This window comes from Croceicoccus sediminis (genome assembly GCF_007570835.1).
In the GTDB taxonomy this organism is placed as follows: Bacteria; Pseudomonadota; Alphaproteobacteria; order Sphingomonadales; family Sphingomonadaceae; genus Croceicoccus; species Croceicoccus sediminis.
Map to the genome: position 1 here is coordinate 1 of NZ_SUNC01000002.1, position 14,981 is coordinate 14,981.

At 64.1% G+C, this 14,981-nt stretch carries 14 protein-coding genes; 6 read left to right on the top strand and 8 right to left on the bottom strand.

What is annotated here, in order from left to right:
• Positions 1–339: 339 nt before the first annotated feature.
• Both FAX90_RS08155 and FAX90_RS08160 read left to right on the top strand, forming a co-directional pair.
• Entirely contained in the window at positions 340–1,275 is a 936-nt protein-coding gene (locus FAX90_RS08155) for an aspartyl protease family protein (RefSeq protein ID WP_144096919.1), read from the top strand.
• Positions 1,276–1,349: 74 nt separating this feature from the next.
• Entirely contained in the window at positions 1,350–3,170 is a 1,821-nt protein-coding gene (locus tag FAX90_RS08160; protein ID WP_144096920.1) for an ABCB family ABC transporter ATP-binding protein/permease, read from the top strand.
• A gap of 3 nt (positions 3,171–3,173) precedes the next feature.
• Here FAX90_RS08160 and FAX90_RS08165 read toward each other — a convergent pair whose 3' ends face one another.
• Complete coding sequence (locus FAX90_RS08165) at positions 3,174–3,569, bottom strand: GFA family protein (protein WP_144096921.1); 396 nt, start codon at positions 3,567–3,569, stop codon at positions 3,174–3,176.
• Positions 3,570–3,627: 58 nt separating this feature from the next.
• Entirely contained in the window at positions 3,628–4,032 is a 405-nt protein-coding gene (locus FAX90_RS08170) for a hypothetical protein (protein WP_144096922.1), read from the bottom strand.
• Between the two features lie 193 nt (positions 4,033–4,225).
• On the opposite strand from FAX90_RS08170, the gene FAX90_RS08175 reads away from it, so the two are divergent.
• Positions 4,226–5,716: a SulP family inorganic anion transporter gene (locus FAX90_RS08175; protein WP_144096923.1), complete on the top strand. Its 1,491-nt coding sequence runs from the start codon at positions 4,226–4,228 to the stop codon at positions 5,714–5,716.
• Positions 5,717–5,790: 74 nt separating this feature from the next.
• Here the strand turns inward: FAX90_RS08175 and FAX90_RS08180 are convergent, their stop codons facing one another.
• The 4 genes from FAX90_RS08180 to FAX90_RS08195 all read right to left on the bottom strand — a co-directional run bounded on the left by FAX90_RS08180 (position 5,791) and on the right by FAX90_RS08195 (position 8,780).
• Positions 5,791–6,141, bottom strand: a complete 351-nt coding sequence (locus FAX90_RS08180; protein ID WP_170234914.1) for a helix-turn-helix domain-containing protein — start codon at positions 6,139–6,141, stop codon at positions 5,791–5,793.
• A 201-nt stretch (positions 6,142–6,342) separates the two neighbouring features.
• Complete coding sequence (hslU, locus tag FAX90_RS08185; protein WP_144096925.1) at positions 6,343–7,641, bottom strand: ATP-dependent protease ATPase subunit HslU; 1,299 nt, start codon at positions 7,639–7,641, stop codon at positions 6,343–6,345.
• A 14-nt stretch (positions 7,642–7,655) separates the two neighbouring features.
• Positions 7,656–8,222, bottom strand: coding sequence for an ATP-dependent protease subunit HslV (gene hslV / locus FAX90_RS08190; RefSeq protein ID WP_144096926.1), 567 nt, complete (start codon positions 8,220–8,222; stop codon positions 7,656–7,658).
• A gap of 57 nt (positions 8,223–8,279) precedes the next feature.
• Entirely contained in the window at positions 8,280–8,780 is a 501-nt protein-coding gene (locus FAX90_RS08195) for an outer membrane protein assembly factor BamE (RefSeq protein ID WP_240704801.1), read from the bottom strand.
• A 216-nt stretch (positions 8,781–8,996) separates the two neighbouring features.
• On the opposite strand from FAX90_RS08195, the gene FAX90_RS08200 reads away from it, so the two are divergent.
• Together FAX90_RS08200 and FAX90_RS08205 are read left to right on the top strand one after the other, a co-directional pair.
• On the top strand, positions 8,997–9,509 hold the full coding sequence (locus FAX90_RS08200; RefSeq protein ID WP_144096927.1) for a ubiquinol-cytochrome C chaperone family protein: 513 nt from the start codon (positions 8,997–8,999) through the stop codon (positions 9,507–9,509).
• Complete coding sequence (locus tag FAX90_RS08205) at positions 9,506–10,021, top strand: YceD family protein (protein ID WP_144096928.1); 516 nt, start codon at positions 9,506–9,508, stop codon at positions 10,019–10,021. Before FAX90_RS08200 ends, FAX90_RS08205 begins: the two co-directional genes overlap by 4 nt.
• 10 nt (positions 10,022–10,031) lie before the next feature.
• On the opposite strand, the gene putA is transcribed toward FAX90_RS08205, so the two are convergent.
• Positions 10,032–13,544, bottom strand: a complete 3,513-nt coding sequence (gene putA / locus FAX90_RS08210) for a bifunctional proline dehydrogenase/L-glutamate gamma-semialdehyde dehydrogenase PutA (protein ID WP_144096929.1) — start codon at positions 13,542–13,544, stop codon at positions 10,032–10,034.
• Between the two features lie 120 nt (positions 13,545–13,664).
• On the opposite strand from putA, the gene FAX90_RS08215 reads away from it, so the two are divergent.
• On the top strand, positions 13,665–14,138 hold the full coding sequence (locus FAX90_RS08215; RefSeq protein WP_144096930.1) for an Lrp/AsnC family transcriptional regulator: 474 nt from the start codon (positions 13,665–13,667) through the stop codon (positions 14,136–14,138).
• Between the two features lie 4 nt (positions 14,139–14,142).
• On the opposite strand, the gene FAX90_RS08220 is transcribed toward FAX90_RS08215, so the two are convergent.
• Positions 14,143–14,943 carry a TlpA disulfide reductase family protein gene (locus FAX90_RS08220; protein WP_144096931.1) on the bottom strand — a complete coding sequence of 267 codons (801 nt, stop codon included), beginning with the start codon at positions 14,941–14,943 and terminating at the stop codon, positions 14,143–14,145.
• Positions 14,944–14,981 lie beyond the last annotated feature (38 nt).

The window sequence follows — 14,981 nt, forward strand, 5'->3', positions numbered from 1 at the left end:
CAACTATCGTTCCCCGAAACTTCCTTCCGGGGGACTATGTCGTCCAGCTAAGTTGGCGACCGATGAAAGCGAGCCGTTAAAGCGTCGTCCCCGTCGGTGAGGGCCGTATATGGGCAGGTACCTGAGTCGGTCAACGCCTTTTTGCAATTTTATTTCAATTCGATCCGAACCGATCCCAAAAAGCCCTGATTTCCGCCACTTAAGCCCCCAAAAAAGTTGATCCCGGCATGCCGTCGCCCGCGACAGGGGCGGCCTGAAACCTCCTTCGGCCGTCACCTTGGGCCGTGATGATGGCAATTTACAATAATCAGGCGTAGTCTCGATGCGGGAGAAAGAGCCATGAAAGCCCTCGTCCGTGTCATCTGCCTGATTCTAGGTACAACTCTTGCCGGCCCCGTGGCCGCACAGGAGTTCGCCGCGCAGGACGTTACGCCGCCTCTTCCTTACGAGGAGGAGATAGCGCCCGAAACACTGAGCGCACAGGAACGTGATGACCGGATTACCCTGACCGTCGGGATCGGAAAGCACGGCCCGTTCGACTTCCTTGTCGATACCGGTTCAGAGTGGACCGTTATCTCCGGCCGGGTCGCGAAACAGCTCGGCTTGGTGTCGGACCGGCAGAAGAAGGTGATCAGCATTGCCGGGCAAAGCGATGCCGGCAGCGTACTGCTCGACGAACTGGTCGTGGGCAAAACGCGGATTCGCGATCTCGATGCGGCGGTCATCAACGAATGGGACATCGGTGCCGCCGGCATCATCGGGATCGATTCCCTGCGCGATCAGCGGATCACCCTCGACTTCGACAAGAACGAGATCACCGTCGCCCCGTCCAAGGGCATGATGCGTGCGGGCAACAACGAGATTATCGTGCGCGCCCACCGAAAGGACAAGCGCCTTATCGTGCGGCGCGCCTATCTGGACGGGCGCAGCATCGACATCGTGATCGACACCGGCGCCAGCTTCACCGTCGGCAACCGCGCATTGCGCGATCGTTACTATCCCGATCGGCCCGTCGTCGCGCGTACGAGCATCACCGACGTGCTGGGCAATACGCGCAAGGTCGACATCATCAATGCCGGCAAGCTGGAGATAGACCGTGTCGTGATCGACGATTCCCTGATCGCCATCGCCGACACTTCGGTCTTCGAGGAACTGGGCCTGACCGAGCGACCGGCCATCCTGCTGGGCATGAACCACCTCAGCCTGTTCAAGCGGATTGCCGTCGATTTCCGCCGCCGCCAGATCGCCTTCGAACTGGACGAAGACCAGGGCTGATCGCCCGCTCTTATATGCGGCCTTATATGCCGCTTCATATGGCAATGCAGCGCACGTGCCCTAGATAAGGGGCGATGCCGCCCGATCACGCCACGACAAAGACGCTCGATACCTCCGCCGACTGGCGGGTGATGAAGCGGTTCCTTCCCTATCTCTGGCCCAAGGGGAACACGCCCCTGCGCCGCCGGATCGTCATCGCCATGGTCATGGTGCTGATCGCCAAGGCGACGACGCTTGCCCTGCCCTTCGCCTACAAGATGGCGGTCGACGCGATGACGACGCCCAGCAGGCAGGCCGCGATGGCGGCCATGGCGCTAGTCATCGCCTATGCCGCGGGCAGGTTCGGGGGCGTGTTGTTCAACAACCTTCGCAACATCGCCTTCGAACGCGTGGCGCAGGACGCGACACAGAAGCTGGCCGCCGACGTCTTTGCCCGCCTGCACCGCCTGTCGCTCAGCTTCCACCTGTCGCGCCGCACCGGCGAAGTGACCAAGACGATCGAGCGCGGCACCAAGAGCATCGACACGATGCTTTACTTCCTGCTGTTCAACATCGCGCCGACCGTGATCGAGCTGATCGCGGTGGCGGTCGTCTTCTATATCAATTTCGGGTGGACGCTGGTGGCCGCAACCGCCGCGACGGTCGTGGCCTATGTCCTCGTCACCCGCTGGATAACCGAGTGGCGCACGGCGCTGCGCGCGCAGATGAACGAGCTGGACGGACAGGCCCTGTCCCGCGCGGTCGACAGCCTGCTCAACTATGAAACGGTGAAATACTTCGGCGCGGAGCACCGGGAGCAGGAGCGTTACGAACGCGCCACCCGCGCCTATGCGACCGCCGCGACGAAGAGCGAGAATTCGCTGGGCCTTCTGAACATCGCGCAGGCGGTCATCATGAACCTGCTGATGGGCGGGGCCATGGCCTATACCGTGTGGGGGTGGAGCCAGGGGCGGCTGACCACGGGCGATCTCGTGCTGGTGAACACGTACCTCACCCAGCTTTTCCGCCCGCTCGACATGCTGGGCATGGTCTATCGCACGATCCGCCAGGGGCTGATCGACATGGCCGAGATGTTCAAGCTGATGGATACGCCGCTACAGGTGTCCGACGCGCCGAATGCGCCTGCGCTCGACATGCGCCGGGCCACGGTGGTCTTCGACAAGGTCCGCTTCGGATACGAGAAGGAGCGGGATATCCTGCACGGCCTGACGTTCGCGGTCGAAGCGGGGGAGCGCGTCGCCATCGTCGGCCCTTCGGGCGCGGGCAAGTCTACAATCGCGCGCCTGCTGTTCCGGTTCTACGATCCGCAGGCCGGGCGCATCCTGATATCGGGCAAGGATATCCGTTCCGTCACGCAGGAGTCGCTGCGCCGCCATATCGGCGTGGTGCCGCAGGATTCGGTGCTGTTCAACGACACGATCGGCTACAACATCGCCTATGGCCGCGAAGGTGCGACCCGCGGCGAGATCGAGGCCGCAGCCCGCGGCGCGGCGATCGCCGACTTCATCGAACGCCTGCCCGACGGATACGAGACAGAAGTGGGAGAGCGGGGCCTGAAGCTTTCGGGCGGCGAGAAACAGCGTGTGGCCATCGCGCGCACGCTGCTCAAGAACCCGGAGATCATTCTGTTCGACGAAGCGACCAGCGCGCTCGATTCCCGGACCGAGCAGGACATCCTGAAGACCATGCGCGCTGTTGCCCGCAACCGGACGACGCTATCCATCGCGCACCGCCTTTCGACCGTCGCCGATGCCGACCGTATTCTCGTTCTCGACGGCGGCAAGCTGGCAGAGAGCGGAAGCCACACCGACCTGCTGCGCAAGGGTGGGCTCTATGCCGAAATGTGGTCGCGCCAGCAGACGGAGAGCGAGGACTTGTCCGACGCGGCGGAATAGGCGCTAGTCCTGACCCGGAAACCGCGGGTGACCGGGCAGTTCGTGAAGACCCGCTTCCCAGCCGACCGCATCGGCCAGTTGCACGTGCTTCGTCGGCGGCAGATCGTCCGGATCGTCGAGCGTGGCGATCTGGATATCGACCTGCGCCGGAGCCTCGGCGCTCGTATAGAACAGGCCCGTCCCACAGATCAGGCAGAAACGCCGCTCCACCCCCAGGGTCGAGCAATAGACCGCCGTATCCCCGCTCAAGGACAGGTTCTCTATCGGGAAGCCCGCCCATGCCACGCCGGTCGCCCCGGCACAGCGGCGGCAATCGGTGCAGTGGCAGACCGACACGTGGTTCGGCTCGCCCGTTACTTCGTAACGCACGGCCCCGCAGTGGCATCCGCCTGCAAGCATTCCGATCCCTTGGTAATAAACTGCGCCGTGAGCCACCGGGCCCACGGCGCGAAATGGTTCAGCTTTCGACGCGTTCGACCGTCGCGACGTTTTCCGGATCGGTATTGCTGGTCGCCGTCCAAGTGCCGTCTTCGTTCATCGTCTCGGTATAGCAGGCTTCTTCGCCGCCTTCGGGCGTTTCGCACCATGCGCCGGGCGTTGCCTCGGTCCAGGTGCCGGTAACGGTCGTTCCGTCGCTACCCGTGACGGTATAGGTCCCGTCCTCGAGAACTTCGTAATCCCAGGTCGCGCCGTCGGCGCCGGTGACCTTGTACTTGCCGGCGGACGGATTGCCATCGACTGCCATCGATGCCGCCTCGGTCGGTTCGGCCGCCATCGTCTCTTCGGCGACGGGTGCTTCACTCGGCGCGTCGTTACACGCGGCCAGTGCGAGGACTGCGGCGATACAGGTGATCTTCTTCATATGGTTTACCCCCAAACTCCACCGACTCGGGGCCGGCAGGGGAGGCTACTCCACCCCGTCCGCCAAGGACACGCAATTCGCCCGAAGGCCTGCAAGGGTTGCAAATGAGCGGGCAAAAGGGCAGTTCGCAGGCGCAACATGAAGGCGGGACGCGCCCGCCCCTCCTAGAGAAGACATAGTGGAAAGCCCGATCATGACCCAGCCCGGAGCGTTGAAGCGCGACTGGTTCTCGAACGTCCGTGCCGACGTCCTTGCCGGTATCGTCGTCGCCCTCGCCCTCATTCCGGAGGCGATCGGCTTCTCGATCATCGCGGGCGTCGATCCGCGAGTCGGGCTCTATGCCTCGGTCGCGATTGCAATCATCATCTCGTTCACCGGCGGGCGTCCGGGGATGATCTCGGCGGCGACGGCGGCAGTTGCGGTGCTGGTCGTGCCGCTGGTGCGCGATCACGGGGTGGAATACCTGTTCGCCGCGACGATCCTGATGGGCCTGTTCCAGATAATCGCCTCTATCCTGCGGCTTGACCTCCTGATGCAGTTCGTCTCGCGCTCGGTCATCACGGGTTTCGTGAACGCACTCGCCATCCTGATTTTCATGGCGCAGCTGCCGCAGCTGACCAATGTGACCTGGCATACTTATGCCATGGTGCTGGGCGGCCTTGCGATCATCTACCTGCTGCCGCGCGTGACCAAGGCAGTGCCTTCGCCGCTGGTCGCGATCATCGTGCTTTCGGCGATCTCGATCCCGCTGGGCCTGCCGGTCTTTACCGTGGGCGACATGGGTGACCTGCCGCAGGGCTTGCCAAGCCTCGTCCTGCCCAACGTTCCGCTGACGTGGGAAACGCTGCAGATCATCGCGCCCTATTCGGCGGCGATGGCGGCGGTCGGCCTGCTCGAATCGCTGCTGACGGCGCAGATCGTGGACGACATGACGCACACCGATTCCAACAAGCGCCGCGAATGTTGGGGCCAGGGTGCGGCCAATATCGGCGCCTCGCTGGTCGGCGGCATGGGCGGCTGCGCGATGATCGGGCAGTCGGTCATCAACGTGACAAGCGGCGGACGCACCCGGCTTTCGACGATGACGGCGGGCCTTACGCTGCTGGTGCTGCTGGCGGCGCTGGGTCCGTTCGTCGGACAGATCCCGATGCCCGCGCTGGTCGCCGTCATGATCATGGTCTCGATCGGCACCTTCTCGTGGAACTCGATCCCCAACCTTCGCAAGCATCCGTGGCCGTCCTCGGTCGTCATGCTAACAACGGTGTTCATGGTCGTTGCGACGCACGACCTTTCGATCGGCGTCCTCTCGGGCGTGCTGCTGTCGGGCATCTTCTTCGCCGGCAAAGTGCAGCGCATGTTCTGGGTGGAGCGTGTGCGCGATGGCGAAAAGGCGGTCTACAAGGTCGAAGGCCAGATCTTCTTCGCCTCGGTCGACCGGTTCGAAAAGGCGCTTGGCCCCGAAAGCCAGTACGAGGACGCGGCGATGCACGTCGTCATCGACGTCACCCGAGCGCACTTCTGGGACATCTCGGCCGTCGGCGCGCTGGACAAGGTGGTGGAGCGTATGCGCCGCCACGGGCGCAGCGTGCAGGTCGTCGGGCTGAACACCGCCAGCGCCGACCTGGTCGACAAGTTCGCGCTGACCGACAAGACCGGCGTGGAGATCGGCCTCGCCCCGCACTGATCGTTTCGCGACCAGAAGGGTCGGTGCGGATCCTCGCGTCAGCGGATTTGCAAATGAACTGAAAAACTCTCGCGTCAGAGCGAGAGGAAAGACCGCGCCGCGCCGATCATGTTGGCGACGGGGCGGCCGCGCCGCTTGCGTTCATGACGCAGCGCCGATGCGCCCTGGCTCTCCCCGCCGGGATTGAGCCGCGCCCTGACCGTGTCGACGATTTCATCGGCATCAAGGCACACGCAATTGGCGAATGCCCGCGCAAAGCCAATTGCGTGAATCTTGCTGGGAAGTTCGGAAAACGCATCATGTTCGAGCGCTTCGAGATAGCGTGTCGAAACCTTCGTGCTGGACGCTATGTCGGCAAGGGTAAGCCCCTGCCGAAGCCTTGCTTCGGACAGAATCGAACCGACCTGACCATTGCGTCCGTCCATGTAAGCATCGTCCCGTATGCTGCGCGACTCGAGTCCAGAGAGCCGCGTTACGCATTGGATAACATTACTTTTGCACAGGAGCGAGTCTGCGGCTTGACTACGTCGCAACCGAAAAACGGTTCGGCGTGAAACCATGCTGCAGCTGTGGATCAGCGCAGCATGACGGTGCCGGCAGCGGTCCTTCCGCCGGCACCGCTATGATCACAGAATATACTTCGACAGGTCCGCGTCGCCGGCCAGTTCGCCCAGCTTGTCGCGCACGTATTCCTTGTCGATCGTGACGGTCGTGCCGGTGCGTTCCTCGGCATCGAAGCTGACTTCTTCCAGCAGCTTTTCCATCACTGTCTGAAGGCGGCGCGCGCCGATGTTTTCGACGCTCTCGTTCACTTGCGCAGCGGTCGCGGCGATTTCCCGGATCGCGTCAGGCTGGAAATCGAGCGTGACTTCCTCAGTCGCGATCAGCGCCTTGTACTGCTCGACAAGGTTCGCCCGCGTTTCCGACAGGATGCGGATGAAATCCTCTTCGGTCAGCGCGCGCAGTTCGACGCGGATCGGCAAGCGGCCCTGCAATTCGGGCAGCATGTCGCTGGGCTTCGACACGTGGAACGCGCCCGATGCGATGAAGAGGATGTGGTCGGTCTTCATCGGGCCATACTTGGTGGCCACCGTCGTACCCTCGATCAGCGGCAGCAGGTCGCGCTGCACGCCTTCGCGCGAAACCGATCCGCCGCGCACGTCGGACACGGCGATCTTGTCGATCTCGTCCAGGAAGACGATGCCGTTGTGCTCTGCATTCTGCAGCGCGACGCGGGCGACGTCGTCCTGGTCCATGCGCTTTTCGGATTCCTCGTCGACCAGCTTGTCCCAGGCCTGCGCCACGGTCAGCTTGCGGCGCTTCATCTTGGCGCCGCCGAACGCCTTGCCCATCATGTCGGACAAGTTGATCATGCCGACATTGCCGCCCATGCCGGGGATTTCCATCGAGGTATTGGGCGTATCCTCCACCTCGATCTCGATCTCCTTGTCGTTGAGGTGGTTGTCGACCACCCGCTGGCGAAAGCTTTCGCGCGTCGCCTCGCTGGCCGAATCACCGACGAGCGCGTCGAGCAGGCGCTTCATCGCGGCGGCACTGGCCGCTTCGCGAACGGCCTCGCGGCGGCGGTCCTTTTCAAGGCGGATCGCCTCTTCGGCAAGGTCGCGGGCGATCTGTTCGACGTCGCGGCCGACATAGCCGACTTCGGTGAACTTGGTCGCTTCGACTTTCACGAAAGGCGCGTCGGCCAGCTTGGCTAGGCGGCGGCTGATCTCGGTCTTGCCGCAGCCGGTGGGGCCGATCATCAGGATGTTCTTGGGCGTGACCTCGTCGCGCAGTTCGTCCTTCAGGCGCTGACGGCGCCAGCGGTTGCGCAGGGCAACGGCAACGGCGCGCTTGGCGTCCTTCTGGCCGACGATATGTTCGTCCAATGCGGCGACGATGGCCTTGGGGGTCAGGTTCTTCATGGGTTTCTTTTCGATCAGGATTCGACGGCTTCGAGCGTCACGTTGTCGTTCGTGAAGACGCAGATGTCGGCGGCGACCTTCATCGCCTTGCGCGCGATCGTCTCGGGGTCTTCCTCGTAATCGACCAGCGCACGGGCGGCGGACAGGGCGTAGTTGCCGCCCGAACCAATGGCCGTGATGCCGCCTTCGGGTTCCAGCACGTCGCCATTGCCGGTGATGACCAAGAGGACGTCCTTGTCCGCCACGATCATCAACGCCTCAAGATTGCGAAGATACTTGTCGGTGCGCCAGTCCTTGGCCAGTTCGACCGCGGCGCGCATCAGCTGACCGCGATATTGCTCCAGCTTCTTTTCCAGCCGGTCGAACAAGGTGAAGGCGTCGGCAGTGGCGCCGGCGAACCCGGCGACGACCTTGCCGCCTTCGCCGATACGGCGCACCTTGCGTGCGTTGGGCTTCATCACGGTGTTGCCCATAGAAACCTGTCCATCACCGGCAACGACGGTCTTGCCGCCGCGCTTCACGCCGATGATGGTGGTACCGTGCCACGGTGTAAGGCCGTGGGCCTGCATGTTTCCGTCCATGGCCGCGATATGGGATCGCGGGCGCGCCGTTCAATATCGAGCGGCGCTCAGCCTGTCTCAGCTGCCGTTCGTTCCCCCGCCGGCACCGCCGCCCAGGCCGCCCGCACCGACCGCGCCGATGTTGCCGAACAGGTCTTCCAAGAAGCCACGGTCACGGCCCAGCGTCGGCGTCTTGTCGCCATCGGGGTTGATGTCGCGCACGTCGTCCACGCCCGCCGTCGTCACCGAGGCGACGTTACCGGCCGAATCGAAAGCGACCTTCAGCACTTCGTGCCCTTCGATTTCGGGCTGACCGAAAACGCGCTGTTCGGTGGTGCTGGACACGTAGTACCAGACCGGATCGCCGAACTGGCTGGCGAAGCTGGGCTGGCCCAGGGTACCTTCGACCGACTGACGATTGTCCAGACCCGGCGTAATAGCGGTGGTCAGCGCCTGGTCCATGACATAGCCACGACGATCCTTGATCGAGGTGCAGCCCGCCAGCAGCATCGGCGTCAAAGCCGCGAAGGCCGCGACCTTCAGCACGGAAACAGTCTTTTCGCTGCGGTTCGTCGCCATTGTGTTCCTACGCGCCTTTCGCCAATCGCACGGTGTGCCTATATCTTCGCACGAAGCCTTAGTGACAGTGCGCCACGCGCACAAGGCACAGGGTCCCGTCTTTGTCGACTAAGTGGACCCTTCGCTTCGGGTTAGAGCGCTTGGCGCTTGGCCCTTGCGGGTTTAATCTTGGATGAATGGGCCGCCCCGGCGCGGCTTTGTGGATGGAGCGTTTCGATGTTGCGACTGCTGGACCGGATATTCGGGGGACCGCGCGAAGGCGACCTGACCAAGCTGTGGCACCGCATCGTAGAAATCGCGCGCGAGGAACACTGGTACGCGTCGAGCGGCGTTGCCGACAGTGTCGAGGGCCGTTTCGACATGGTCACCGCGGTGACTGCGCTTGTCATCATCCGCCTGAACGAGGAAGGCGACGTCGAGGCCGCGGCCCGGCTGACCGAGCTGTTCATCGACGACATGGACGGCCAGCTGCGCGAAGCGGGCGTGGGCGATCTGGTCGTCGGCAAGTCGATGGGCAAGCTGGTGTCCGCGCTTGGCGGACGGATCGGGGCCTACAAGGAAGGCCTCGACGGCAGCGACGCCGACCTTGCCGAAGCCGCCGACCGCAATGTCACGCGTAACGAGGGCGAGGAAAGCGCCCTGCCGCTGGCCGAAGGGCTGCGCGCGCTTTACGCCGACATCGCCGCAACGCCGCTGGACAAGCTGCTGGCCGGGGAGATTGCGCGATGACCCACGAGGTGTCCGAACTTTCGCGCTGGGTCGCCGTGGGGCAGGCGCAGGGCCGCGAGGTCGAAGTCATCGCCGACGCGGCGGAGCGGGACCGGCTGGCCGAGCGGTTCGGCCTTGTCAGCGTCGAATCGCTGGAGGCGAAGCTGGCGCTGGAAAAGGACGGCATGATCGTCACCGCCAGCGGCCGCCTGCAGGCATCGTTCGTGCAGTCCTGCGCGATTTCGGGTGATGACCTGCCCGCCACGGCGGACGAACCGCTGTTGTTCCAGTTCGTGCCCGAAACCGGCGATGGCGAGCCGGACGAGGAAATCGAGCTGGACGCCAGCGATTGCGACGAGATCACTTATACGGGCGACCGTTTCGACATCGGCGAGGCCGTGGCGCAGAGCCTGGCGCTGGCCATCGATCCCTTCGCGACCGGCCCCGAAGCGGACCGCATCCGCACCGAGGTCGGCCTTGAAGAGCCGGAGAAGGAGAACCCCTTCGCCGCGCTGAAGGGGCTCAAGACCTGACCCTGCCGCCTTACGCCAGCGCCATCAGGCTGGCGTTGCCGCCCGCCGCCGTGGTGTTGGTCGAAGTCGCGACTTCCTCCATCAGCCATTCGCGGTGATAGTCGCCGTCGGGCCCCGGCGCTTGCAAAAGCGGGATCTGACCGCCCATCGCGGCGATATTGCCCAATATGTCGGTGTCCGGCGTCTCGATCAGGGCCGCACCCCAATGGCAATCGTCGGGCAGCACGTCGAGCCAGCGGACCGAAAGACCGTCGGGCACCACCACGTCGCGCAAATGTTCGCCCGCCAGGATCGCGGCGCTGTCGCCAGCCGAAGCCACGGTGACGAGCTGCTTTGCCAGCCCCTCACGCGTGCTGGGTACGACGAGCACTTCGCCGCGCGGTTTCAGTTCGTAGACGTTCTTTTCGCCCACCGGCCCCGGCAGTTCGACCGGCGCATCGGGTAGCGCGACTTTCGCTGCGGTCCGCACCAGGCGGCCAAGGTAAAGCGGCCCGCCCGCCTTCGGACCTGTGCCCGAAAGCCCGCACCCGCCAAAGGGCTGCACGCCGACGATGGCACCGATGGTGTTGCGATTGACATAGACGTTGCCCACCTCGATCCGGTCGGTCACTTGCCGGATCGTTTCATCGAGCCGCGTGTGCAGGCCGAAAGTCAAGCCGTATCCCGTCTCGTTGATTGAATCGATCAGCTTCATCAGGTCCTTGCGCTTGTAGCGAACGACGTGGAGCACAGGGCCGAAAACCTCGCGGCCCAGCCAGTCGATCGAGGCGATCTCGATGATCGTGGGGGCGACGAACGTGCCGCGTTCGGTTTCGGGCGGCAGGTTGACGCGCTCGACGGTGCATCCGGCCTCTTCCATGCGGGCCACGTGTCCGTCGATCATCTCGCGCGCTTCCTGCGTGATGACGGGGCCGACATCGGTCAGCAGCATTTCGGTATTGCCGATGCTCAGTTCATTGAGCGCGCCTTTCAGCATCTTCAGCTGTCGGTCCGCGATCTCTTCCTGAAGACACAGCACGCGCAGCGCCGAACACCGCTGTCCGGCGCTGTCGAAGGCGCTGCCGATCACGTCGGCGACGACCTGTTCGGCCAGTGCCGAGCTGTCCACGACCATCGCGTTCTGCCCGCCGGTTTCCGCGATCAGCGGGATCGGCGCGCCATGGCGCGAAAGCCGCGTGGCCAGTTCCTTCTCGATCAGCTTGGCCACTTCGGTCGACCCGGTGAACATCACGCCCTCGACCTCGGGTGCAGCGACCATTGCCGCGCCGACATCGCCTGCGCCGGGCAGGAACAGCAGCGCGCTTTCGGGGATGCCCGCACGGTGCAGCAGGCGCACGGCCTCTGCCGCGATCAGCGGGGTTTCCTCGGCGGGTTTGGCAAGGACGGTATTGCCCGCGACCAACGCGGCAACGGCCTGTCCGACGAAGATCGCCAGCGGGAAGTTCCACGGGCTGATGCATACGATGGGGCCAAGCGGCTCGCTATCTGACAGCGTTTCGCGCGCCTGCAGCGCGTAATAACGCAGGAAGTCCACGGCCTCACGCACTTCGGCGATGGCGTTCGACGCGCTCTTGCCCGCCTCGCGCATGGTCAGGCCCATGAGCCGTTCCATGTCCGCTTCCATCATGTCGGCTGCGCGTTCAAGGCAGGCCGCGCGTTCGCTGACCGGGGTGGCTGCCCATGCTGCACTGCCCTTGGCCGCTTCGCGCGCGGCGTGGCGCACGTCGCGTTCGACGGCGAAGGCGCAATAGCCGACGACTTCCTGAAGATCGGCGGGATTGCGCACCGGCATCCGCTTGCGCTCTACCCCAAGGCCGGGAACCATCGGCCCGGCCACCGGCATTTCGCGTCCCGATTCCTGCAACTTGTCCGACAGCGCGGCGAGCGCGAATTCGTTCGACAGGTCGATCCCGCGCGAATTGCGGCGGTCGGGGTAAAGGTCGCGCGGATTGTCGATCTCGTCATGCGGAGCGCCGCGCGGAACGATCGTCTTGGCCTGCTCCACAGGATCGGTCGCAAGGTCGGCGACCGAGACGTCGTTGTCCCAGATGCGGTGCACGAAGCTGGAGTTCGCACCGTTTTCCAGCAACCTGCGCACCAGATAGGCGAGCAACGTTTCGTGCGTGCCGACAGGGGCATAGATGCGGCACGGGCGGTTCAGCTTGGCCGCGGCGACGACTTCTTCGTAAAGCGGTTCGCCCATGCCGTGCAGGCACTGGTATTCCCAATCGCCGACTTTGAAATCCGGCCCGGCCAGGTGATAGATCGCGGCCAGCGTCTGGGCATTGTGCGTCGCGAACTGCGGGAAGACCGCGTCGCGATTGTCCAGCAGCTTTTTCGCGCAGGCAAGATAGGACACGTCGGTGTGCACCTTGCGCGTGAAGACGGGAAAATCCTCCAGCCCTTCGACTTGCGCGCGCTTGATCTCGCTGTCCCAGTACGCCCCCTTGACCAGCCGGACCATGATGCGGCGATCAGCGCGGCGGGCGAGGTCGACGATCCAGTCGATGACGAACGGGCAACGCTTGCCATAGGCCTGCACGACGAAGCCCAGCCCGTCCCATCCGGCCAGATCCTCGTTCATCGCCAGCGCTTCGACGATGTCGAGCGAGAGTTCGAGACGGTCCGCTTCTTCGGCATCGATGTTGAGCCCGATGTCGTAGGATTTGGCGAGCTTTGCCAGTTCCAGCACCTTGGGCGTCAGTTCGGCCATCACCCGGTGCGCCTGTGCGCGGACATAGCGGGGGAACAGCGCGGACAGCTTGATCGAAATGCCCGGCCCCTTGTGGATACCGCGCCCATCCGATGCCTTGCCGATGGCGTGGATCGCGCGTTCGTAGTCGGCATAATACCGGTCCGCGTCCGCCGCGGTCGTCGCCGCTTCGCCCAGCATGTCGTAGCTGTAGGAAAAGCCCTTCGTTTCATAGACGCGGGCGCGCTTCAGCGCTTCCCGGATCGTCTCTCCGGTGACGAACTGTTCGCCCATCAGCTCCATCGCGATGTCGACGCCCTGCCGGATGACCGGTTCGCCCGCACGCGCGATCACGCGGGTCAGCGCGGTGGCCAGCGACTTGTCGTTGACGCTCGACACCAGCTTGCGCGTAACGACAAGGCCCCATGTCGCCGCGTTCACGAACAGAGGACGGCCCTGCCCCAGGTGCGACTGCCAATCGCCATTGGCGATCTTGTCGCGGATCAGCGCGTCTCGCGTTTCGGCATCGGGAATGCGCAGCAGCGCTTCGGCAAGGCACATCAGCGCAACGCCTTCGTGGCTGGACAGCGAGTATTCCTTGACCAGCCCCTCGACCCCGCCGCGCTGGCCTTTCTTGCGAAGGGCCTTCACCAGATTTTCGGTCAGGTCGCGCACCGGCGCGCGCAAATCGTCGGGCAGCTCTGCCGCCGCGATAAGCGGTACGACACAGTCCGGTTCGGATCGGCGATAGGCCGCCGTGATCACCTTGCGCAGGCGGGTTGCCGGCTGAACCGGGGGAGCGAAAGAAGCGAAAGGATGGTGAAAGTCCACGGGCGGGCCTTCTCGTCAGTGTGAACCTGCAAGGTATCATCGAGCAGATAGGAAAAGGCACTAAAGAGTGGCATAACACACTCCGGTTCGTGCCTTTTTATAGGGGTTCAACTGTTCGAAATGCCTAAATATCCCGAATCCCAAGGTCCGATCGACCGACTGGACCGTCGCATCATCGAAGAATTGCAGACCGACGGCCGCTTGACCGTCACCGAACTGGCGCGGCGGGTCGGCCTGTCGAAAACCCCGTGCCAGCTGCGCATGAAGCGGTTGATGGACGAGGGGTACATTCGCGGTTTCCGCGCGGTGGTCGATCCGGTCAAACTGGGACTGGCCCAGATCGCCTTTGCCGAAGTCAAACTGCTCGACACCGGCGACAAGTCGATGCGCGAATTCCGCAAGGCCGTGCTGCAGGTGGAGCAGGTGGAGGAATGCCACATGATCGCGGGCAATTTCGATTTCCTGCTGAAAGTCCGCACCAAGGACATCGCCAGTTATCGCCAGGTGTTGGGCGAGCGGATCTCCACCCTGCCCAACGTGTCCAGCACGTCGTCCTTCGTGGTGATGGAAACGATCGTGGAGGCGGGCGACTGACGCCCTAGTCGCTGATCGCGGCGATTTCATCACGGAACGCGGCGCGTGAAATCTCGCCAACGTGGGTCGTTACCACTTGCCCCGCTGCGTCGACGAAGACGGTGGTGGGGATGGTGCCATTGCCCAGCTCACGGCCGAGCGCGCCGGCAGGATCGAGGACGACGCCGCCGGGCCGAAACCCCGCTTCCTTGATGAAAGACGCGACCGATGCGGCATCCTCGCGCTGATTGACCAGCAGGACCGGCACTTCGCTGCGAGCGGCTTCATGGGTCAACATGGGCATTTCCCGGCGGCAGGGCCCACACCAGGTCGCCCAGAGGTTCACGACATAGGGCCGACCCTTTAGCGTGGAAGTGTCGAACGGCCTGCCGTCCAACGTCGTCAGCACGGGCAGGTCGGGCATCGGATAGGGCGCAGGCCTTAACGCCGCTGCCCCCGCAAACCACGCCGCAGCGCAAATCGCCAGCGCGGCCTGTGCCATGACCAGCGCGCGGCCCCGCCGCAATCGCCACACCAGAAACAGCGCCGCCGCGACGAAACCCGCCCACGCGACAAAGCCGCCCTGCCAGAACGCGAAGATATCGAACCAGTCGTCGGAATACGCCGACCAGTGCCTGATGACATAGGCCGCCCGCGCGGCGACGATACCGACCAGCAGTGTCGCCCCCACGGCGCCGGCATCGGCCCGGCCCGTCCGCACGGCGATCCTGTCCATCGCGAACAGGAACGCCAGCATCAGGACAACGGCAAGAAGCCGGTCCGCAGCAAGCGCGACCGGCCCCAGATGGACGATGCCGTCAGTCATTCAGTGTGCAATCCGCCCGAACGGAACGGGCCGTGCCC